This is a genomic window from Methylocystis heyeri (assembly GCF_004802635.2).
GTDB lineage: Bacteria > Pseudomonadota > Alphaproteobacteria > Rhizobiales > Beijerinckiaceae > Methylocystis > Methylocystis heyeri.
This window is the reverse complement of sequence record NZ_CP046052.1, coordinates 4,134,444-4,156,021: the sequence shown is the minus strand read 5'-3', so window position 1 is coordinate 4,156,021 and position 21,578 is coordinate 4,134,444. Positions and strand designations below refer to the sequence as shown.

Annotated in this window: 18 protein-coding genes; 11 read left to right on the top strand and 7 right to left on the bottom strand. The window is 65.0% G+C overall.

Going from position 1 to position 21,578, the window contains the following annotated elements:
* The first annotated feature begins 122 nt into the window (after positions 1-122).
* From aroA to murJ, 5 genes are read left to right on the top strand one after another with little or no spacing between them, the layout of a single operon-like run.
* Positions 123-1,472: a 3-phosphoshikimate 1-carboxyvinyltransferase gene (gene aroA, locus H2LOC_RS18725; RefSeq protein ID WP_136497210.1), complete on the top strand. Its 1,350-nt coding sequence runs from the start codon at positions 123-125 to the stop codon at positions 1,470-1,472.
* Positions 1,469-2,101, top strand: coding sequence for a (d)CMP kinase (gene cmk, locus H2LOC_RS18720; protein ID WP_202620497.1), 633 nt, complete (start codon positions 1,469-1,471; stop codon positions 2,099-2,101). Before aroA ends, cmk begins: the two co-directional genes overlap by 4 nt.
* Positions 2,098-3,009, top strand: a complete 912-nt coding sequence (gene gluQRS, locus H2LOC_RS18715; protein ID WP_136497212.1) for a tRNA glutamyl-Q(34) synthetase GluQRS — start codon at positions 2,098-2,100, stop codon at positions 3,007-3,009. Before cmk ends, gluQRS begins: the two co-directional genes overlap by 4 nt.
* 52 nt (positions 3,010-3,061) lie before the next feature.
* A complete protein-coding gene (locus H2LOC_RS18710; RefSeq protein ID WP_136497213.1) occupies positions 3,062-4,015 on the top strand; it encodes a glycosyltransferase family 2 protein in 954 nt (317 codons plus the stop codon).
* 24 nt (positions 4,016-4,039) lie between these two features.
* Positions 4,040-5,608 (top strand): murein biosynthesis integral membrane protein MurJ, encoded by a 1,569-nt coding sequence (murJ, locus tag H2LOC_RS18705; RefSeq protein ID WP_136497214.1) that lies wholly within the window; start codon positions 4,040-4,042, stop codon positions 5,606-5,608.
* 328 nt (positions 5,609-5,936) lie between these two features.
* On the opposite strand, the gene pyrG is transcribed toward murJ, so the two are convergent.
* From pyrG to H2LOC_RS18690, 3 genes are all read right to left on the bottom strand, one after another.
* Complete coding sequence (gene pyrG / locus H2LOC_RS18700; RefSeq protein ID WP_136497215.1) at positions 5,937-7,565, bottom strand: CTP synthase; 1,629 nt, start codon at positions 7,563-7,565, stop codon at positions 5,937-5,939.
* An 89-nt stretch (positions 7,566-7,654) separates the two neighbouring features.
* On the bottom strand, positions 7,655-8,371 hold the full coding sequence (gene secG / locus H2LOC_RS18695) for a preprotein translocase subunit SecG (protein WP_136497216.1): 717 nt from the start codon (positions 8,369-8,371) through the stop codon (positions 7,655-7,657).
* Between the two features lie 285 nt (positions 8,372-8,656).
* Positions 8,657-9,250 carry a hypothetical protein gene (locus tag H2LOC_RS18690; protein ID WP_246206892.1) on the bottom strand — a complete coding sequence of 198 codons (594 nt, stop codon included), beginning with the start codon at positions 9,248-9,250 and terminating at the stop codon, positions 8,657-8,659.
* Between the two features lie 161 nt (positions 9,251-9,411).
* On the opposite strand from H2LOC_RS18690, the gene leuB reads away from it, so the two are divergent.
* Positions 9,412-10,521, top strand: a complete 1,110-nt coding sequence (gene leuB / locus H2LOC_RS18685) for a 3-isopropylmalate dehydrogenase (protein WP_136497217.1) — start codon at positions 9,412-9,414, stop codon at positions 10,519-10,521.
* Positions 10,522-10,563: 42 nt separating this feature from the next.
* On the opposite strand, the gene H2LOC_RS18680 is transcribed toward leuB, so the two are convergent.
* From H2LOC_RS18680 to H2LOC_RS18670, 3 genes are all read right to left on the bottom strand, one after another.
* Entirely contained in the window at positions 10,564-12,159 is a 1,596-nt protein-coding gene (locus H2LOC_RS18680) for a L,D-transpeptidase family protein (RefSeq protein ID WP_246206891.1), read from the bottom strand.
* Between the two features lie 224 nt (positions 12,160-12,383).
* Entirely contained in the window at positions 12,384-12,911 is a 528-nt protein-coding gene (locus H2LOC_RS18675) for an adenine phosphoribosyltransferase (RefSeq protein ID WP_136497218.1), read from the bottom strand.
* A 77-nt stretch (positions 12,912-12,988) separates the two neighbouring features.
* Positions 12,989-13,879 (bottom strand): S-methyl-5'-thioadenosine phosphorylase, encoded by an 891-nt coding sequence (locus H2LOC_RS18670; protein ID WP_136497219.1) that lies wholly within the window; start codon positions 13,877-13,879, stop codon positions 12,989-12,991.
* Between the two features lie 350 nt (positions 13,880-14,229).
* Here H2LOC_RS18670 and H2LOC_RS18665 point away from each other — a divergent pair, with 350 nt between their 5' ends.
* The 5 genes from H2LOC_RS18665 to H2LOC_RS18645 all read left to right on the top strand — a co-directional run bounded on the left by H2LOC_RS18665 (position 14,230) and on the right by H2LOC_RS18645 (position 19,359).
* Complete coding sequence (locus tag H2LOC_RS18665) at positions 14,230-14,793, top strand: F0F1 ATP synthase subunit delta (protein ID WP_246206890.1); 564 nt, start codon at positions 14,230-14,232, stop codon at positions 14,791-14,793.
* Positions 14,794-14,795: 2 nt separating this feature from the next.
* Entirely contained in the window at positions 14,796-16,325 is a 1,530-nt protein-coding gene (atpA, locus tag H2LOC_RS18660) for a F0F1 ATP synthase subunit alpha (RefSeq protein WP_136497531.1), read from the top strand.
* 123 nt (positions 16,326-16,448) lie between these two features.
* The gene (locus H2LOC_RS18655) at positions 16,449-17,330 is read left to right on the top strand and encodes a F0F1 ATP synthase subunit gamma (protein ID WP_136497220.1); all 882 of its coding nucleotides are present in this window, start codon (positions 16,449-16,451) and stop codon (positions 17,328-17,330) included.
* Positions 17,331-17,353: 23 nt separating this feature from the next.
* Positions 17,354-18,790: a F0F1 ATP synthase subunit beta gene (atpD, locus tag H2LOC_RS18650; RefSeq protein ID WP_136497221.1), complete on the top strand. Its 1,437-nt coding sequence runs from the start codon at positions 17,354-17,356 to the stop codon at positions 18,788-18,790.
* Positions 18,791-18,960: 170 nt separating this feature from the next.
* On the top strand, positions 18,961-19,359 hold the full coding sequence (locus H2LOC_RS18645; protein WP_136497222.1) for a F0F1 ATP synthase subunit epsilon: 399 nt from the start codon (positions 18,961-18,963) through the stop codon (positions 19,357-19,359).
* Between the two features lie 142 nt (positions 19,360-19,501).
* Here the strand turns inward: H2LOC_RS18645 and rpoD are convergent, their stop codons facing one another.
* Positions 19,502-21,505 (bottom strand): RNA polymerase sigma factor RpoD, encoded by a 2,004-nt coding sequence (rpoD, locus tag H2LOC_RS18640; protein WP_136497223.1) that lies wholly within the window; start codon positions 21,503-21,505, stop codon positions 19,502-19,504.
* Positions 21,506-21,578 lie beyond the last annotated feature (73 nt).

The following is a 21,578-nucleotide window of genomic DNA, read 5'->3' as shown; positions in this document are numbered from 1 at the left end:
CGCCCAGCGCGCGCCCAAATCCTTTACAAGCGAATGCGCGGGACTTACACCATCGCCCCGATGCTTCCCGGGCGGCCGAGCGGCCGACCCTCTCCGCCGGAAGGGCGAGGCAAGTGGTATCCTTGAACGACGCAACTCATCCAGAGCCCGCCCCGCTCAGCGCATCGCGCTCGACCGGCCTTTCGGGGCGGCTGCGCCCGCCGGGCGATAAATCCGTCTCCCACCGCGCCCTGATTCTCGGGCTTCTTTGCGTCGGCGAGACGCAGATCGAGGGCCTGCTGGAGGGAGACGACGTGCTCCGCACCGGCGCCGCCTGCCGCCAGCTCGGCGCCCGCGTCGTCCGCCACGGCGAAGGGCTGTGGACTGTGAACGGGGCCGGACTTGGCTCCCTGCTGAACCCTGAGGAAATCCTGGATTTCGGCAATGCCGGAACCGGCTCGCGCCTCATGATGGGCGTCGTCGGCGGCCACGCCGTCACCGCGCGCTTCGACGGCGACGCCTCGCTGCGCAAGCGCCCGATGAGGCGCATCCTCGATCCGCTGCAACTGCAGGGCGCCCGCGTGCTGGAACAGGCCGAAGGCGGACGCTGCCCCATTCTTCTGCAGGGGACCGCCGAGCCGCTGCCGATCGAATATAAAACGCCGGTCGCCTCGGCCCAGATCAAATCCGCCGTGCTGCTCGCCGGGCTCAATTCCCCCGGCCGCACCACGGTGATCGAGACCGAAGCCTCGCGCGACCATACCGAGAAAATGCTGCTGCATTTCGGCGCCCAAGTCGTCAGCGAGCCCTTCGGCGAGCACGGCCGCAAGATCACGCTGGAAGGAAGGCCGCAACTGCGCGCCAGCAAAGTATGCGTTCCCGCCGATCCCTCCTCCGCGGCTTTCCCGCTCGCAGCCGCCCTGATCACGGAAGGCTCCGACATCACGATCGAAGGCGTGATGACCAATCCGTTGCGCTCGGGCCTGCTCACCACGCTGCTCGAGATGGGCGCCCATATCGAGGTCGAAAACCGCCGCGTCGAGGGCGGCGAAGAGGTCGCGGACATCAGGGCGCGCTATTCGGCGGATCTCCGCGGCGTCGACGTTCCGGCGGCGCGGGCGCCCTCCATGATCGACGAATATCCGATCCTCGCGGTGGTCGCCGCTTTCGCCTCGGGCGAAACCCGCATGCGCGGCCTCTCCGAACTGCGGGTCAAGGAATCGGACCGCCTCGCGGCGATCGCCGCCGGCCTTACCGCCAATGGCGTCGATTGCGCGATAGAGGGCGACGACCTCTTCGTTCGCGGCGGCGCCGGCGATGTCAAAGGCGGCGGCCTCGTTGAAACCCATCTCGACCATCGCATCGCCATGAGCTTTCTCGTCATGGGCCTCGCCGCGCGGCAGGCGGTGACGGTAGACGATGAGACCATGATCGCGACCAGCTTCCCTGCCTTCCGGCCGCTGATGGAAAAGCTCGGAGCGAAATTTTCGTGAGCCGCCTCGTCATCGCCATCGACGGGCCGGCCGCCTCCGGCAAGGGCACGCTGGCGCGCCGCCTCGCGGCCCATTACGGCCTGCCGCATCTCGACACCGGCCTGCTTTATCGCGCCACCGCCTGCGCGCTGCTCGACGAGGGGCTGCGGCTCGACGACATCGAGGCGGCGGTCGCCGCCGCGCGCGGGCTTTCGCTGACCGATTTCGACGATCAGCGCCTGCGCAGCCGCGAGATGGGCGAATCCGCCTCCATCGTCGCCGCTTTGCCCGAGGTGCGGGCGGAACTCGTCGATCTCCAGCGCCGCTTCGCCGCCACCGACGAAGGCGCCGTGCTCGATGGGCGGGACATCGGCACCGTGATATGTCCCGACGCCCGGGTGAAGATTTTCGTCACCGCGAGCGCCGAGAAAAGGGCGCAGAGGCGCGCGCTCGAACTCGCCGGCCGCGGCGAGAAGGCCGATTATCAGAATATTCTGGCCGACGTGAAGAAGCGCGACGAGAGGGACAGCGCCCGCAGCGTGGCGCCGCTGAAACCCGCCGACGACGCCGTGACGCTCGACACCAGCGAGCTCGACATCGAAGGCGCCTTCGGGGCCGCGCTGGCCATCGTCGAAAAAGGACGCGCGTGAGCGCGCCTTCGCGCCGGGTTTTTCGCTTTGCGCCTTCGCCGAATGGTTATTTGCATCTCGGCCACGCCTTTTCGGCGCTGATGAATTTCAATCTCGCGCGCGAAGGCGGCGGGCGCTTTCTGCTGCGGATCGAGGACATCGACCGCGCCCGCTCCAAGCCTGAATATGAGGCGGCGATCTATGAGGATCTGGCCTGGCTGGGCTTGGACTGGGAGCGCCCGGTCCGCCGCCAGTCGGAGCATTTTTCCGATTACGCCGAAGCGCTGGAGCGGCTGGACGCCCTGGGGCTGCTCTATCCCTGCGACTGCACGCGCGGGGACATCGCGCGTCATGCGCTCAGAGCGTTTTCGAGCGAAGTGGGAACCGGTTCGCGTGAAGAAAACACGATAAGACACGACTCCAATGACCAGCCGCCCGATCCCGACGGCGCCCTGCTCTACCCTGGCACATGCCGCGCAAAGGAGCGCAGTCCGGCCCGGGAGATATTGTCGAAGGGAGGCGTCGCGCTGCGGCTCGATATGGGCGCGGCGCTCAAGCTCGCGCCGGCCAACCTGACATGGAACGAGTTCGGCGCCGGTGCGATCCCGGCGCAGCCCGAGCGCTGGGGCGATGTGGTTCTCGCCCGCAAGGACACGCCCGCGAGCTATCATCTCGCCGTCGTGGTCGACGACGCGCTGCAGGGCGTGACCGACGTCGTGCGCGGCGAAGATCTTTTTCACGCGACCGGGCTGCATCGGCTGCTGCAGCATCTGCTCGGCCTCCCCGTGCCCGATTACCGGCACCATCGGCTGCTGCGGGACACAGAAGGGGACAAGCTCTCCAAAAGCCGCATGTCGCGGACCTTGCGCGACCTGCGGGCCGAAGGCGCCGCGCCGGCGGAAGTCCGAGCGATGACGGGACTTCGCTGAAGGCGGGCATTGCCCCTACACTTTGCCGCAAATTCGTGGTGGAAGAACATCCATGACCCAATATCTTCCGGAAATTTCGATCGTCGTGCCGGGCTACAACGAGGCGCGCAATCTGCGGCCACTGGTCGGAAGGCTGATCCCCGTCATGGAAGACCTCGGCGCGCCTTTCGAGGTCGTCTTCGTGGACGACGGCTCGCGGGACGAGACCCTGGAGATATTGCGGGAGCTCAACGCCTTCGACCCGCGCATCTGCGCAATCTCCTTCAGCCGCAACTTCGGCAAGGAAATAGCGATCGCGGCGGGACTGGATCAAGCGCGCGGCGCGGCGGTCGTCATCATGGACGCCGATCTGCAGCATCCGCCCGAAGTGATCCCGCAACTCGTCGAAAAATGGCGCGACGGATATAAGAACATCTATGGCGAGAGGCTGGACCGCGCCACCGACCCGAGGCTGCGCGTGGCGCTGACGCGGGTGTTCTACCGCATCATCGACCATTTCGGCGACGTCGCTTTGCCCGAGGGCGCCGGCGATTTCAGGCTGCTCGACCGGCAAGCGGTCGACGCCCTGCTGCAGATGCGCGAAAAGGCCCGCTTCAACAAGGGCCTGTTCGCCTGGATCGGCTTCAAGACCATCGGCGTGCCTTTCACGGTGGAGGAGCGCGCTTTCGGCGTCTCCACCTTCAATTTTACGAGGCTCGCGCGCTTCGCCCTCGACGGGCTGATGTCCTTCTCGTCGATCCCGCTGAAGATGTGGGCCTATGCCGGGATTCTGATTTCCGGATTCGCGCTCGCCATGGCCGCCTGGTTCTTCGTCAAAACCATGATTCTCGGCGTCGACGTGCCGGGCTACGCCTCGCTGATCGTCTCGATCGCCTTCTTCTCCGGGGTCCAGTTGCTCTCGCTCGGCGTGCTCGGCGAATATATCGCCCGCATCTTCGCCGAGGTGAAAGGCCGCCCGCTCTATCTCGTCGCCGAGAGGATCGGCGGCGAGAAAGCAAAGAGTTAACGCCAGCTTGTTAAGACCAGGAGAATGATTCGCAACCTGCTCTCGGTCGGAGGCTTCACCCTGCTCTCGCGGGTGAGCGGCTTTTTGAGCGCGGCCGTGCAGGCGGCGGTCATGGGCGCCGGCGAGGTTTCCGACGCGTTCAACATAGCCCAGCGCCTGCCGAGCAGCTTCCGCAACATTTTTGGGGAGGGAGCGTTCAACGCCGCCTATATCCCCTGCTACTCCAGGGCGCTGGAGCGGGAAGGCGCCGCGAGCGCCAAGAATTTCGCCTCGCAGATCTTCACGCTGATCATCGTCTCACAGCTCGCCGTCCTGGCGCTGGCCTGGATTTTCACCCCGCAGTTCGTCGCCGTCGTCGCGCCGGGGCTGAGCGACCGGCCGGAAAAATTCGCGCTTACCATCGAGCTGACGCGAATCACCTTTCCCTATCTGATGTTCATGGTGCTGTTCACGCTGCACCAGGGCACGCTGAACACGCACGGCTATTTCGCGCTTCCCGCCTTCGCCCCGGTCCTGATGAACCTCTGCGTGATCGCGGCGCTTCTTCTCGCGTTCCTGTTCCCCAACGCCGGGATCGCGGCGAGCTGGGGCTTCGTCGTCTCCGGCGCCATGCAGCTCGGCCTTCTGATGTGGTCCGCGCAGAGGCATGGTCTGCTGGAGAGCTTTGCGCGGGTGCGCTGGTCCCGGGTGAAGGATTTTCTCTTCATGCTCGGCCCGGCGGTGATCGGCTCGGCCAGCCCCCAGATCGCGGTTTTCGCCGACACGATTCTTTCCTCGATGCTGCCCGACGGCGGGGTGTCCGCGATTGCCTACGCCGAGCGGCTCTATCAGCTGCCGAACGGCCTCATCGGCGTGGCGGCGGGCACCGTCCTGCTGCCCGAAATGAGCCGGCGCATCGCGGCTGACGACGAAGCCGGAGCGCTCGAAGCCCAGAACCGCGCCATGGCGCTCACCGTCGCCGCAGCGGCGCCTTTCGTCGTCGCTTTCCTCACCCTGCCGGAACTGATCGTCGCGGCCGCCTTCATGCGCGGCAAGTTCGGGATCGCCGACGTCTATGCTTCCGCCGACGTGCTGTCGGCCTATGCCGCCGGCCTGTTCGCTCTGGTTCTGGTCGCCTCCGCCAGGGCCAGCTTCCAGGCGCGCGGCGACACCAAGACTCCCATGATCATCGCCCTCTGCGCGCTCGCGGCCAATGTGGCGCTCAAGGTCGCGCTGTTTCGCCCGCTCGGCGCAGTGGGCCTCGCCACCGCGACCTCGATCGGTCTTTGGATCAACCTGTCCGCGCTGGTCGGCCTCTCCTTGTCGCGCGGCGCGCTGCGTTTCGACGCTCTGTTCGGCAAAGTGCTGGCGGCGACCGCGGTAGCCTCGCTGTCGCTGGGGGCGGTCGCTCTGTTTGGCCTGAAGCCGGCCCTGGCGATCGGCGCCCATTTCGGCGTGCTGGCCAATCTCGTAGCGCTGACCGCGCTCGGGGGCTATGGCGCGCTGGTCTATGGCTGCGTTCTGGTCGTAGCGCTGGGGTTGATGGGGGTGAAGCTCTCCGGCCTGCGCAGAGGCAAAGCGCGGCCGGCGAAAGCGCGGGCGGGTGCGCGATAGAATGTTTTCGGGTGAAACGGATACCGGCGGCGCACGCGCTTCGGTCCGAACGACGATCGTGTGAAGCGTTCCGCTCTGCCGCCCTTCGAGACGCGCCCTACCGGCGCTCCTCAGGGCGAGGGGCCGCAGGAATCAAAAAGCGCACCGCGCCTTCATCTTGAGGAGCCCGCGCAGCGGGCGTCTCGACGGATGGGCAGAGGAGCAGTCGCAGAAAACCTCTCGAATGCCCCCTGCAGGCCAGGATAAGGCCGTTGGAAACGGCGCAAGCGTTGCTTTTTAGGGCTCGGTTCGCCCGAGCCCATTTCTTCCGCTTGAGCGCCCGCGAGGATCACACCAGCCGGCTCTGCGCCTTGGCGGCGGCGATGAAGCTCGCAAACAGTGGATGCGGCTCGAACGGCCTCGATTTCAGCTCGGGGTGATATTGAACGCCGATGAACCAGGGATGGTCGGGAATCTCCACCGTCTCCGGCAGCAGCCCGTCGGGCGACGAGCCCGCGAATACGAGGCCCTTGGCTTCCAGACATTCGCGATAGGCGTTGTTCACCTCGTAGCGATGGCGATGGCGTTCGGAAATATCCTGCCGGCCGTAGATCTGGGCGATGCGGGAGCCGGCGCGCAGATGCGCCGGATAGGCGCCGAGCCGCATGGTGCCGCCGAGATTGCCGCCCTCGCCGCGCTGTTCCAGCTCATTGCCGCGAGTCCATTCGGTCATCAGCCCGACCACCGGCTCGTCGCAGGGGCCGAATTCGGTCGAATTGGCTCCCGCTATGCCGGCGAGCGACCGCGCCGCCTCGATCACCGCCATCTGCATGCCGAAGCAGATGCCGAAATAGGGCACGTTGCGCTCGCGCGCGAAACGGGCGGCGAGCATCTTTCCTTCGGCGCCGCGCTGGCCGAAGCCTCCCGGCACCAGAATGCCGTTGACATTCTCGAGATGGGCGGCCGGGTCGGCGCTCTCGAAAATCTCGGACTCGATCCACTCGAGATTGACCTTGACCCTGTTGGCCATGCCGCCATGGGCCAGAGCCTCGATCAGGCTCTTATAGGCGTCCTTCATGCCGGTGTATTTGCCGACGACAGCGATGGTGACCTCGCCTTCCGGATTGTTGATCCGCTCGGCCACCGCGCTCCAGCGGCTCATGTCCGGCTTGGGCGCAGGCTCGATTCCGAAGGCGGCGAGAACCTGCGCGTCGAGGCCGGCCGCATGATAGAGGCGCGGCACGTCATAGATGTTGGACGCGTCGCGGGCTTCGATGACGGCGCTTTCCCTCACATTGCAGAAGAGGCCGAGCTTGCGCCTTTCGTCCTGGGGTATCTCGCGGTCGCAGCGGCACAGCAGAATATCGGGCTGAATGCCGATAGACCGCAGCTCCTTGACCGAATGCTGGGTCGGCTTGGTCTTCAGCTCGCCGGCGCTCGTGATGTAGGGCAGCAGCGTGAGGTGGATATAGATGCAGTGGCTCTGCGGCAGATCGTTGCCGAGCTGACGGATCGCCTCGAAGAAGGGCAGGCCTTCGATATCGCCTACCGTGCCGCCGATCTCGATGAGGGCGAAGTCGACGTTCTCATTGCCCTCGACGACGAAGTCCTTGATGGCGTTGGTCACATGGGGAATGACCTGGATGGTCGCGCCGAGATAGTCTCCCCGGCGCTCCCTGGCGATGATGTCCTGATAGATGCGGCCGGTCGTGACATTGTCCTGCCGCGACGCGGGACGCCCGGTGAAGCGTTCGTAGTGACCGAGATCGAGGTCGGTCTCGGCGCCGTCGTCGGTGACGAAGACCTCACCGTGCTGATAGGGGCTCATGGTCCCCGGATCGACGTTGAGGTAGGGATCGAGCTTGCGCAGTCGCACGGTATAGCCGCGCGCCTGCAGCAATGCGCCAAGCGCCGCCGAAGCGAGTCCCTTGCCGAGAGAAGAGACTACGCCGCCGGTGATGAAAATATAGCGAGCCATGGGGCTCCACGCCTAACGCCAAAAACACGATTCGGGTAGCGGCTTTTTCGCCTTTGCCCGGATTAATCTGCGCACGCCCGAAGGGCGGATCACTTCGTCGGCGCCGTCCATGTGACCGGCGGCGCGACGGGAGCGGGTTTCTGCTTATCGGAATCGTTCGCCGGGGCGGCCGGCTTGGCGGCGTCCGCCGCCGGAGCGGCCGATTGCTGATCGGCGGGCTTCGCTTCCGGAGCGGCGGCGGCGGGAGCCTGCGGAGCGGCTTCGGATTTGGGCGCCGTGGACGGCTCCTCGGTGGTGGTCGGGCGCAGCGCCGGCTTGTCGCTTGCGGGCGTCTCGGGCTGGGCGGGAGCGGCGGCCGGCGGGGCGGCAGCCGGAGCCTCTGCCGCAGGAGCCGCCGGCGCTTGCGGCGCGGCCTGGCGCTTCTGCTGGGCGCGCTTCAACTGATCGAAGATGCTGCCCTTGTCCTCTTCCCCGGCCTTCTCCTTGCCGGCTTCGGGAGCGGCGGCGCCGGGAGCCGGCTTGATTTCCTTGACTTCCAGCTTGCCCTGGTCGACCGCCGAGGTCCAGTCCTCGCCGCCCGCAGCGCGACGTTCCCACGCCGGCAGCACGGTCAGGGCGATGCTGGTCAGAAAGAAGATGGTGCCGAGAATTGCGGTGGCGCGCGTCAGGGCGTTGGCCTGGCCCCGGCCGCTGAAGAGGCCGCTTTGGCTCAGGCCGAGCGCGCTGCCCTCGGACTTCTGATACAGCACGAGCGCCACGAGCGCTATCACCACCATGAGGTGGATCGCGATGATCACATGCTGCATTGAAGAATCCCTTCCCGGCGGAACCAGCGCGCTTCGCCCGCGTCCCGCGTCCTGCGGGCGACGGGCAAACCGCGCCGGATAGTTGAGTTGGAGCGTATCCCGCGGCAGAGGTTTTTTGAACTTCCGCGCGAATGCGCTCTCTAGCGCTCGACGCAATTGTTGATTGCGTGGCCTTCTACACGAAAGAATCAGCCTCGCAAAGGGGCTCCCGGCCCCAATTCGCCCTGCCGAGCCGGACGCGCTTCCCGGCGGCGGATCGTTCCGGCGATCCGCCGCTAAAGCGCGTCAGTACAGCTTGCCGTCCTGGCCCTTCCAGCCGCCGGGGCGCTCGTCGAAGCGGGTTTCATCCCTGAAATCCACTACCTTGCCCGGCTCGATATACTGCTTGTCCTTGACCATCTGGTTCTGGACGGTGGTCGAATAATAGGTGCTGTCGGAGCAGCCGGGCGCGACGGTCTTGGCTCCGTTCGGGCCTTCGGTCGGCTTGCACTGGAGATTGGCGCCCTTGGGGAATTCTACTTTGGCGTTGAAATAGAACTCGACGCCCGCATGGCCGGCGCCCTCGACATCGAGCCGCCAGAAGCGATCGACCTTGAAATCGACGATTTTGGCGTCGGGGTCGAATTTCTCGCGGATGATGTTCTCGAAAACCTTTTTCGCCTGTTCCGGGCCCGGCTCGCAGTTCAAAAGGCAAAACGCCTTGGCCGGCGCGCTCGCCGCGAGAGCCGCGGCGAAGGCCGCGAGCGCCAAAAACCTCAATTTACCCATCAGTGCGTCTCCTGCATTTGCGCAACGGCTCTTTGCCTTGCCGGCGTCGAAACTCGCCGCCGGATGGTTGTCTCCCGCCTTTTGCTGCAGTTTGAAAGCTGCACGGCTCACCGGTCAATCGCAAGGCCGCAATAACGGACCAATTGTCGCATCGGCCGCGTCGACGCTTCGCCCCGAGGTTGCGTCGGCGGCGGACGCGCCTTATTGACGCGGCGACGCGCCCGGAACGCCAGGCGGAAAGACCAGCATAACGCAAAAGAACGAGAGGAATCATGGCTGTCTACAAGCTCCTGCTCTTGCCCGGCGACGGAATCGGTCCCGAAATCACGGCGGAAGCCGAAAAGATCCTCGATTTTCTGGGCGAAGCGGGCGTCGCGAGTTTCGAGACCGAGACGGGGCTCGTCGGCGGCGCGGCCTATGACGCCCACGGCGTCGCGATCAGCGAAGAGGACATGAAGCTCGCGCAGGAGGCGGACGCCGTGCTGCTCGCCGCCGTCGGCGGGCCGAAATGGGACGGCGTCCCCTATGACGTGCGGCCCGAAGCCGGCCTGCTCCGCCTGCGCAAGGATCTCGCGCTGTTTGCAAATCTGCGCCCGGCGATCTGCTACCCGGCCCTGGCCGAGGCTTCCTCGCTGAAGCCCGACCTCGTGAAAGGGCTCGACATCATGATCGTGCGCGAGCTCACCGGCGGCGTCTATTTCGGCGAGCCCAAGGAAATCACCGATCTCGGCAACGGCCAGAAGCGCGCCGTCGACACGCAGGTCTATGAGACCTATGAGATCGAGCGCATCGGTCGGGTGGCCTTCGAGTTGGCGCGCAAGCGCGGCAACCGGGTGACCTCCTCCGAGAAGGCCAATGTGATGAAATCCGGCCTGCTGTGGCGCGAAGTCATCACGGCCCTGCACAAGCGCGAATATTCCGACGTGCAGCTCGACCACATGCTCGCCGATGCGCTCGGCATGCAGCTGGTGCGCTGGCCCAAGCAGTTCGACGTCATCGTCACCGACAATCTCTTCGGCGACATCCTGTCCGACGTCGCCTCCATGCTGACCGGCTCGCTCGGCATGCTGCCTTCCGCCTCGCTCGGCGCCCCCGACGCGAGCGGCAAGCGCAAGGCGATGTACGAGCCCTGTCATGGCTCGGCGCCGGACATCGCGGGCAAGGAAATCGCCAATCCGATCGCCATGATCGGTTCGCTGGGCATGGCCCTGCGCTATTCCTTCGACCTCCCCGCGGCGGCTGACGCGATCGACGCCGCCATTTCCGCAGTGCTGGCGCAGGGCCTGCGCACCGCCGACATCAAGGGCTCGGCGGCTTCGAGCGTGTCCACCAGCCAGATGGGCGACGCCATCGTCAAGGAACTCCGCGAGATCCTGAAATAATCGCAACTCGGCCGGGCCGGCGATCCGCCGGCCGGCGTCACGCTACCAGCCGGCGATACGTTTGCAGGACGCGCCGGCGGCGTCGAAGCTGTAATGGTCGCCGCAGGCATAGGCGGTCGGCGGCTCGCCCGTCTGCTGGAAGATTTCGTAACCTTCCTTCAGATTGCGCCAGAAGCCGGCCCAACGGGCGCCTTCCGAGGGTTCGGTCGCAAGGAAAGACATGAAGCCGCCCTCGCTGCTCTCGCGGGCGATGGCGGCCTCGGTCATGCGGAACGGGAATATGTGGATCGGCACCTCGCGCTGACCGCCCGCAAGCGCCGCCTCGACAAAACCGTAGATTTCCTCGATGCCCTTGTCGGTCATGGCGAAACAGCCCACCGACTTGCAGTTGCCATGCACCATCACCAGCCCGCCGGTGCGGCCGTTCTGGCGATCATAGGCGTTGGGATAGCCGACGTTGAAGGCGCGGTGATAATTCGAATGCGGGTGCAGCTGGCGCGCCGAAACCGAATAAAATCCCTCTGGCGACTGGTAATCGGCCTCCCTCAGCTTGGGGCCGAGGCGGCCGGACCATTTGCAGATCGGAAAAGACCGATAGAGCGCATAGCGCCCGTTGTGCTTGAGCCATAGCTCGAGCTCGCCCTCTTTCTTGAAGATCCGGATATAGACCGGCGCGCCCATGTTGAAGCGCGCCGGCGGCTGATCGGGCTGGTTGAAGCTCCCTTCCGGCGCGGGGCGCAACACCGGTTCGGAGAGCGCCGCGACCTGCTGGGCCGGAGCGGAAGCCGCTGCGGGCGCCTGCGGCGTCGGGACCGCGGGCGCCGGATTTTTTTCGGTCGCCGGCTGCTCGGCCGGAGTGAGCGCAGCGAGCGAGCGCGGACGCGCCGGAGGAAGCGGCGCATCGATCCTGAGCGGCGCCGCGACGGCGGGGGCCGGCGGCCGTGTTTCCTGTGGCGGAGCCGCCTGCTGAAGCGGGGCGGCTTGCTGGGGCGGAGCCGCCTGCTGCAGTACGGGAAGCGCCGGGTTCTGAATCTGGGGAACCACGAGCGCCAGCGAGGCGGCGAGATCGCGGGGCCGCGACGGCGGCGCAGGCGCCGCGACGACGGCGGCGGGCGCTTCGGGCGCGGCGACGGCCGCGTTGGCCTGCGGCGCCGGAGCGCCCCCCTCCGCAGAGGGAGCCGCCAGCGGGCTCGAAAGCTCCACTGGCCGCGGCGGCGGCAGCGGAACCGAAAGGTCGGCGAGGTTCGCGGGACGCCTGGGCGGCAGCGGCGCGTCCGGCGCGGAAGGTTGTTGCTGCGCGGCAGGCGGTTCGGGAGCGGGAGAGACGAGGGGCTGGGCCGACAGGGGCTCCGGGTTCTCCGCCAGCGTCAGGCTCGGCCCGGGGGCCTCTTCCGAAGGGCGCGGCTGCGGCTCATGCGCCGCATGGCTGCGCAGATCGTGCAGGAAGGGCGCAGCCAGGCCGCCCCCGCCCCGCCAGCGAATCGGCGCCTGATTTGTCGTCGCAGCGATCTGGGCCTTCTGAGGATGCAACGCCGGGCGCGACGGAGCCTCCGCCAGGAAACGGATGACGAAGCCGCCGGAGAGAACGGTCGCGGCAGCCAGACCAGCGAGCAACGCCTTTTTACGCACCGGGGTCATTCACGATTGATCCAAATCCTTGAAAATGGAAACCCGACCAGAAAGCGCTTTTAAGGCGAACGTGCGATGGACGGCAAGAATCGCCGGGTGGGACAAAAACGCAGGCGCTGGCGGCGCTCGGCCTTGGAGCGCGTTCGGTCCGAACCCATCCGAACGCGCATCAAGGACCATTGAATCAGCATGTTCTTTTCCAAAAACCGCTTTGCGCATTTTGGGAACATGCTTCAGTGCCCGTCGAAAGCGATCAGGCTGCGGACCGGAACGCCCATGGCCTCGATTTTTCTAGCCCCGCCAAGATCTGGCAGATCGATCACGAAACAGGCCGCGACCACCTCGGCGCCCTGTTTCTGGAGCAGCCGGATCGCCCCCTGCGCGGTGCCACCGGTCGCGATCAGATCATCCACCAGAATGACCCGCTCGCCCTTCGTCACGGCGTCCTCGTGCATCTCCATCTCGTCGACGCCATATTCGAGCTCATAGGCGACGGCGACCGTCTTGTACGGGAGCTTACCCTTTTTCCGGATCGGAACGAAGCCGGCGGAAAGCTGATGCGCCACCGCGCCGCCCAATATGAAGCCCCTCGCCTCCATTCCCGCGACCTTGTCCATTTTCGATCCCGACCAGGGCTGAACCAGCTCGTCCACGGCGCGGCGGAACGCTTTGGCGTCCCCGAGCAGCGTGGTGATGTCGCGGAAAAGTATGCCCTTTTTCGGATAGTCGGGAATCGTGCGGATGGCGGCGGCGAGGGACATGAACGGAATACCTCCCAAAAAACTGTTTCCGCTTCTTAGCGCGCTTTCCTCCGGAACGGAATCTTGCGCGCGCCGAATCAACGGTTCGGAAGGCCCTGCCGCACGTTGAAGCCCGCCATCACCGCGTCGAGCTTTTTCAGCAGCTCGGGATCGCGGGCCTCCGGCGCGGTGAGAATGGCGTTGTCGAGCGCGCGGTCAGAACCCACCGGACAGGGCTCGTGCTCCTTGGGGAAATCCCGCAGCAGGCGGGAGAGCAGCCGGCTCGCGGCTTCCGCGTTCTTGCGCACCACCGCGATCACGGCGGCGACGTCGACGTTGTCGTGCTCGGGATGCCAGCAGTCGAAATCCGTCACCATCGCCACCGTGGCGTAGGAGATCTCCGCCTCCCGCGCGAGCTTGGCCTCCGGCAGCGCGGTCATGCCGATGACGTCGTAGCCGGCCGCCTTGTAGGTCAGCGACTCGGCGTAGGAGGAAAACTGCGGCCCTTCCATGCAAACATAGGTCCCCCCCGCCACGCAGGGGATGTTTTCTTTTTCGGCGGCTTCGAGCACCCGCGCCGAGAGCCTCGGCGCCACGGGATGCGCAAGCGAAACGTGAGCGACGCAGCCGTTGCCGAAGAAAGACGACTGACGACCGAAGGTGCGGTCGACGAACTGGTCCACCAGCACGAAAAGGCCGGGATAAAGCTCGGATTTGAACGAACCGCAGGCGGAGATCGAGACGATGTCCGTCACTCCCGCGCGTTTCAGCGCATCGATGTTGGCGCGGTAGTTTATCCCCGAGGGAGACAGCGCATGCCCCCGCCCGTGACGGGGCAGGAAGACCGCTTTGGTCCCTGCGATCTCGCCGAAGCGCAAAGCGTCCGAGGGCGCCCCCCAGGGAGTCTCCACCCGCCGTTCGCTCACATTTTCGAGCCCGGGAAGGTCGTACACTCCGGACCCTCCGATAATTCCCACAATCGCCGCCATGAGCCACCTTTTTCGATCGCGCCCGCCAGGGCCCTGCCTATAAATAAAACATTTTGCAGCTCCTTGGCCGCGGCGCAACAGAATCCGCGCGCGAACCACTGGATTTCCGGGGCTTTCTATTGCCTTACCGGCATAGTGCGACGCCGTTGGCCTACACCCGGAAGACGAGGACGGGGTTGCGCCAAAAAATGGCCTGTGTTACGGGACGCCCCCAATTGGAGCGAAGGCGTTGCAGCCTTTGTTCCGCATCCCGACCTCACCGTCGCCCAACCCTCCACGACGCGTCAAAGCCGCATTTCCGCGGCCTGGCGAGGAGCGGCCGAGCGACGCCGATCCGAGAGCAAAGCATCGTGGCTCAAGACGGAGTCGACCTTTCCGGCGTAGCAGGCCGCTACGCATTCGCCCTCTACGAACTGGCGTCCGAACAGCGCGCGACCGAAGAGGTCTCTCGCTCGCTCGCGGCGTTTCAGCGCCTGCTGGGCGAGAGCGCCGATCTGAGGCGTCTCGTCGCGAGCCCGGTTTTCACGGCCGCAGAGCAGGTCAAGGCGCTCGACGCCGTGCTGAGAGCCGCCGAGATCGGCGGCGTCGCCGCCAATTTCATCCGCCTCGTGGCGACGAAGCGCCGGCTCTTCGCGCTTCCCGACATCATCGCCGCCTTTCAGCGCCTCGACGAAAAAGCCAAGGGGCTCGTCAGCGCCGAAGCGATCGTCGCCGCGCCGCTGCGGCCCGACCACGAGAGCTCGCTGCGGCAGGCTCTCTCCGCCGCCACCGGCGGCAAGACAATCAATCTCAACGTCAAGACGGACCCGTCCATCGTCGGCGGCATCATCGTCAAACTCGGTTCGCGCATGGTCGACGCCTCGGTCAAGACCAAGCTCAACGCAATTCGCACACGCATGAAAGAGGTCGGCTGATGGTGGATATCCGCGCCGCAGAAATTTCCGCGATTCTCAAGAACGAAATCGCGAATTTCGGCAATGAAGCCCAGGTGACCGAGGTCGGTCAGGTGTTGTCCGTCGGCGACGGCATCGCTCGCGTTTACGGCCTCGACAACGTCCAGGCCGGCGAGACGGTCGAGTTCGAAAACGGCGTTCAGGGCATGGCTCTGAACCTCGAGACCGACAACGTCGGCGTCGTCATTTTCGGTTCCGACCGCGACATCAAGGAAGGCCAGACGGTCAAGCGCACCGGCGCCATCGTCGACGTTCCGGTCGGCCGCGAGCTGCTCGGACGCGTCGTCGACGCTCTCGGCAATCCGATCGACGGCAAGGGCCCGATCAAGGCCACGCAGCGCGCCCGCGTCGACGTGAAGGCCCCCGGCATCATTCCGCGCAAATCGGTCCACGAGCCGATGGCGACCGGCCTCAAGGCGGTCGACGCGCTGATCCCGATCGGCCGCGGCCAGCGCGAACTCATCATCGGCGACCGCCAGACCGGCAAGACCGCCATCGCGCTCGACACCATCCTCAACCAGAAGTCGCTCAACGAAGGCGACGACGAAAAGGCGAAGCTCTACTGCGTCTACGTCGCCATCGGCCAGAAGCGCTCCACCGTCGCCCAGTTCGTGAAGGTGCTGGAGGAACGCGGCGCGCTCGAATATTCGATCATCGTCGCGGCCACCGCTTCCGACGCTGCGCCGATGCAGTTCCTGGCCCCCTTCTCGGGCTGCGCCATGGGCGAGTTCTTCCGCGACAGCGGCAGCCATGCGGTCATCATCTATGACGACCTTTCCAAGCAGGCCGTCGCCTATCGCCAGATGTCGCTGCTGCTGCGCCGTCCCCCGGGACGCGAAGCCTATCCCGGCGACGTGTTCTATCTGCACTCCCGCCTGCTGGAGCGCGCGGCCAAGCTCAACGACGAGCGCGGCGCCGGCTCGCTCACCGCGCTGCCGGTCATCGAGACCCAGGCGAACGACGTGTCGGCCTATATTCCGACCAACGTCATCTCCATCACCGACGGTCAGATCTTCCTCGAGACCGATCTGTTCTACCAGGGCATCCGTCCGGCCGTGAACGTCGGCCTCTCGGTCTCCCGCGTCGGCTCCTCGGCCCAGACCAAGGCGACCAAGAAGGTCGCCGGCAAGATCAAGGGCGAGTTGGCGCAGTATCGCGAGATGGCCGCCTTCGCCCAGTTCGGCTCCGACCTCGACGCCGTGACCCAGCGCCTGCTCAACCGTGGCGCCCGCCTCACCGAGCTCCTGAAGCAGCCGCAGTTCTCGCCGCTGAAGATGGAAGAGCAGACCTGCGTGATCTACGCCGGCGTCAACGGCTATCTCGATCCGCTGCCCGTGAACCGGGTCCGCGCCTATGAGGACGGTCTGCTGGCTCTGCTGCGCAGCTCGCACGCTTCGCTCCTCGATGCGATCCGCGTGAGCAAGGATCTCTCGGACGACTCGGCTGCGAAGCTGAAGAGCGTGATCGAGGATTTCTCCAAGACCTTCGCCTGATCGGCCTGCGCCGCGCAAAGCGCGGCGCGACCCGCTTCAAAAAGTCTCGCGGCCTCCAGTCGCGAGCGTTTCCCGAAGTCTCGCGCTGTCCAAGCCGAGAGAACCTGAGCAAGAAGCTACGCCATGGCCTCGCTGAAGGATCTTCGAAACCGCATCTCTTCCGTCAAGGCGACGCAGAAGATCACCAAAGCCATGCAGATGGTTGCGGCTGCGAAACTGCGCCGCGCGCAAACGGCCGCCGAGGCCGCCCGCCCCTACGCCGAACGCATGGAGGCGGTGCTGGCCAATCTCGCCGGCGGCGTGACCTCCGGCGGCCCCCAGCTCCTTTCCGGAAACGGCAAGGACGACACCCATCTTCTCGTCGTCGCCACCGCCGAACGCGGTCTGTGCGGCGCCTTCAACTCCTCGATCGTGCGTCTCGCGCGCGAGCACATCGTCCGGCTTCAGGGCCAGGGCAAGACGGTCAAGATCCTCTGCGTCGGCAAGAAGGGCTACGACCAGCTTCGCCGGCAGTATGAGAAGGACATCATCGAGCTGATCGAACTGCGCGGATTGCGCCAGATCGGCTTCGACAACGCCGACCCAATCGGTAAAAAGATCATCCAGCTGTTCGAGGACGGCGCTTTCGACGTCGCGACGCTGTTTTTCTCCCAGTTCAAATCGGTCATCGCGCAGATCCCGACCGCGCTTCAGCTGATCCCGGCGCAGATTCCGTCGAACGAGAACCGTCCGGCGGCGACCGGCCCCCAGGCGTCCTACGAATATGAGCCGGGACAGGATGAAATCCTCTCCGAACTTCTGCCTCGCAATATCTCGGTGCAGATATTCCGCGGCCTGCTCGAAAACGCCGCCTCGGAACAGGGCGCCCGGATGAGCGCTATGGACAACGCGACGCGCAACGCCGGCGACATGATCAAACGGCAGACGACCCTCTACAACCGGTCGCGCCAGGCGATGATCACCAAGGAACTCATCGAAATCATTTCGGGCGCCGAGGCGCTCTGACGCAAACTGAACGAGGACGAAACATGTCGGCCAACAAGCCCACGGGGCGCATCACTCAGGTCATCGGCGCCGTCGTCGACGTGAAGTTCGACGGCCATCTGCCGGAAATTCTCAACGCGCTCGAGACCAACAACCAGGGCAACCGTCTGGTTCTCGAAGTCGCCCAGCATCTCGGTGAAAACTCCGTGCGCACCATCGCCATGGACACCTCCGAGGGTCTGACCCGCGGTCAGGAAGTGATCGACACCGGCGCCCCGATTTCCGTTCCGGTCGGCGACGAGTGCCTCGGCCGCATCATGAACGTCATCGGCGAGCCCGTCGACGAAGTCGGCCCGATCGTCACCGCCACCAGGCGCGCCATTCACCAGCCGGCTCCGTCCTATGCCGAGCAGGCGACCGAAGCCCAGATTCTCGTCACCGGCATCAAGGTGGTCGACCTCCTCGCGCCCTACGCCAAGGGCGGCAAGATCGGCCTGTTCGGCGGCGCGGGCGTCGGCAAGACCGTGCTCATCATGGAGCTCATCAACAACGTCGCCAAGGCGCACGGCGGTTATTCGGTGTTCGCCGGCGTCGGCGAGCGCACCCGTGAAGGCAACGACCTCTATCACGAAATGATCGAGGGCAACGTCAACAAGAAGCCCGAGAACGGCTCGACCGCCGGCTCCAAGGCCGCGCTGGTCTACGGCCAGATGAACGAGCCCCCGGGAGCCCGCATGCGCGTCGCGCTCTCGGGCTTGACCCTCGCCGAACATTTCCGCGACCAGGGCCAAGACGTGCTGTTCTTCGTCGACAACATCTTCCGCTTCACCCAGGCGGGTTCGGAAGTGTCGGCTCTGCTCGGCCGCATTCCTTCGGCGGTGGGCTATCAGCCGACGCTGGCGACCGACATGGGCGCCCTGCAGGAGCGCATCACCACCACGACCAAGGGCTCGATCACCTCGGTTCAGGCCATTTACGTTCCGGCCGACGACTTGACCGACCCGGCGCCGGCCACCTCCTTCGCCCACTTGGACGCGACCACCGTGCTGTCGCGCTCGATTGCGGAAAAGGGCATCTATCCGGCGGTCGATCCGCTCGACTCAACCTCGCGCATGCTCTCTCCGGCGGTCGTCGGCGAAGAGCATTACGAGATCGCCCGCAAGGTGCAGTCCACGCTGCAGCGCTATAAGGCGCTCCAGGACATCATCGCCATTCTCGGCATGGACGAGCTTTCGGAAGAAGACAAGCTCACCGTCGCGCGCGCCCGCAAGGTCGAGCGCTTCCTGTCGCAGCCGTTCCACGTCGCCGAAGTCTTCACCGGCGCGCCGGGCAAGCTGGTCGCGCTCGCCGACACGATCAAGGGCTTCAAGGGCCTCGTCAACGGTGACTACGATCACCTCCCCGAAGCCGCCTTTTACATGGTCGGAACCATCGAAGAGGCGATCGAAAAGGCCGCCAAGCTGGCCAAGGAAGCCGCCTAAAACCGCTCACGGTCTTTCCGGTTCGGATCGAGCCGGAAAGACACACAGGATTCTTCGTTTAATCGTGTTTTCTTCACGCGAAGCGACATCGGCTTTGCTCGAAAACACTCTGGCTTCGGCCTCGCCTCATCGCAGGCCGAAGCGTTTGAACTGCGCTGTCGGAGACAGACATGGCTGAATTTCACTTTGAACTCGTCTCTCCTGAGAAACTTCTGTTTTCGGGAGCGGTCGAGTCCGTTGTGGCGCCTGGCGCGGACGGGCAGTTCACAGTGCTCAAAGACCACGCGCCTTTGATGACCACGTTGCGGCCCGGCGTGGTCGTGATCAGCGGAGCCGGCAAGACGGAAAAGCTTTTCGTGCGCGGCGGCTTCGCCGATGTCGGCGCGAGCGGCTTCACGATCCTCGCCGAAACGGCCGTCTCAGTGGCGGACCTCGATGTCGCTGCGCTCGACGCCGACATCAAGAACGCCCGCGAGGATTTTGCGGACGCCAAGACCGACGAGGCGAAGATCGCCGCCAACGACAAGCTGACCCAGCTCCAGGAGCTGCGCGCGGCCGTCGGCGTCTGACCCCAAAAGACAAACGAACGAAAAAACGCGCCCCGAAAGGGCGCGTTTTTTTATGCGCTGCGTCTCCGAAGCGGCGAGCACGATCAGCTTCAAAGCGCAAAAAAAGCCCGCCCCTATCTGGGACGGGCCGGCTTTTTTGCCCTCAGTTATCGAGGAAGCTCCGCAGCTTGCGGCTGCGGCTCGGATGCTTGAGCTTGCGCAGCGCCTTCGCTTCGATCTGGCGGATGCGTTCGCGCGTCACCGAGAACTGCTGGCCGACTTCCTCCAGCGTGTGGTCGGTGTTCATGCCGATGCCGAAGCGCATGCGCAGCACGCGCTCCTCACGCGGCGTCAAGGAAGCCAGAACGCGCGTCGTCGTCTCGCGAAGGTTCGACTGGATCGCCGCTTCGATCGGCAGAACCGCGTTCTTGTCTTCGATGAAATCACCAAGATGCGAATCCTCTTCGTCGCCGATCGGCGTCTCGAGCGATATCGGCTCCTTGGCGATCTTGAGCACTTTCCGGACTTTTTCCAGCGGCATGGCGAGCTTTTCGGACAGCTCTTCCGGGGTCGGCTCGCGGCCGATCTCATGCAGCATCTGGCGCGAGGTGCGGACGATCTTGTTGATCGTCTCGATCATATGCACCGGAATGCGGATGGTGCGGGCCTGATCGGCGATCGAACGGGTGATCGCCTGCCTGATCCACCATGTAGCGTAGGTGGAAAATTTGTAGCCGCGGCGATATTCGAATTTGTCGACCGCTTTCATCAGGCCGATATTGCCCTCCTGGATGAGATCCAGGAACTGCAGCCCGCGATTGGTATATTTTTTGGCGATCGAGATCACGAGACGCAGATTGGCCTCGACCATTTCCTTCTTGGCCTGGCGCGCCTCGCGCTCGCCCTTCTGGACCATGTGCACGATCTTGCGGAACTCGGAGATCTCGAGCCCGGTCTCGGTCGCGAGCGCATGGATATCGGCGCGAAGATCCTTGATGCGGTCTTTTTCCTCGGCGACGAAATCCTTCCAGCCGCGCGAGCCGAGTTTCGCCACCCGGGCGATCCATTTGGGGTCGAGCTCGGAGCCGTGGAACTTTTCAAAAAATTCGTCGCGAGCGACTCCATGCGAATCCGCAAGGCGGAGAAGCTTGGTCTCGAAGCCGATCAGCCGCTTGTTGATGTCGTAGAGCTGCTCGACCAGCGCCTCGATGCGATTCTGGTTGAGCGAGAGAGATTTGACGTCCGCTACGATGTCCTTCTTGAGCGCCTTGTATTTGCGGTCCTGCGCCGGGGTCAGCGTCTCGTTCTTGAGGCGGTTCTCGACATTCTGGTCCTGCAGGCGGCGCAGCTTCTTATAGGCGTCGGCGATCCGCGCAAAGGTTTCCAGCACCTTCGGCTTCAGCTCGGCTTCCATCGCGGAGAGCGATACCGAATTTTCGAGATCGTCTTCTTCCTCGAAGGTTTCCTCGACGACCGGGGCCTCGTCGGAGAGGCCGGCCGGAGGCGTGCGCGGCGCCGTAGCGGGCGCAAGTCCCTCGGCCGGGGATTTGCCTGCGGATTTGCCGTCCGGTCCGGCGTAGGTGGCCTCGAGGTCGATGATGTCGCGAAGCAGAACCTTGCCCGCCTCGAGCTCCTCACGCCAGATGATGATGGCCTGGAAGGTGAGCGGGCTTTCGCAAAGCCCGGCGATCATCGCCTCCCTGCCCGCCTCTATGCGCTTGGCGATGGCGATTTCGCCCTCGCGCGACAGCAGCTCGACCGAACCCATTTCCCGCAGATACATACGGACGGGATCGTCGGTGCGATCGGTCGGCTCGGCGGTGCGCGTCGCGACCGCGGTCGAGCGCGAGGCCTCGACGATGTCGCCGCCTTCGGATTCTTCCTCTTCGGCGGCCTGCTCCTCCTCGGCGTCGTCGGATTCGTCGCCCTCGGTGACGGTGATGCCCATTTCCGAAAGCATGGAAATGACGTCCTCGATCTGGTCCGAAGAAAATTCTTCCGACGGCAGCACCGTGTTGAGCTCGCCATTGGTGACGAAGCCGCGCTTTTTGGCGAGTTTGATCATCCGCTTGACGGCGGCGTCATTCAGGTCGAGCAGCGGTCCGTCCATCGTTTCCGTGGCGACGGCCCCTTCCCCTTCGACCTTTTCCTCGTCTTTCTTGGCCATTCACTCGCTCCGAAACTGTCCGCGGATGGAAGCGCCGCATCTTGCGCGGCCGCCACGGACGGCATTCCTGACA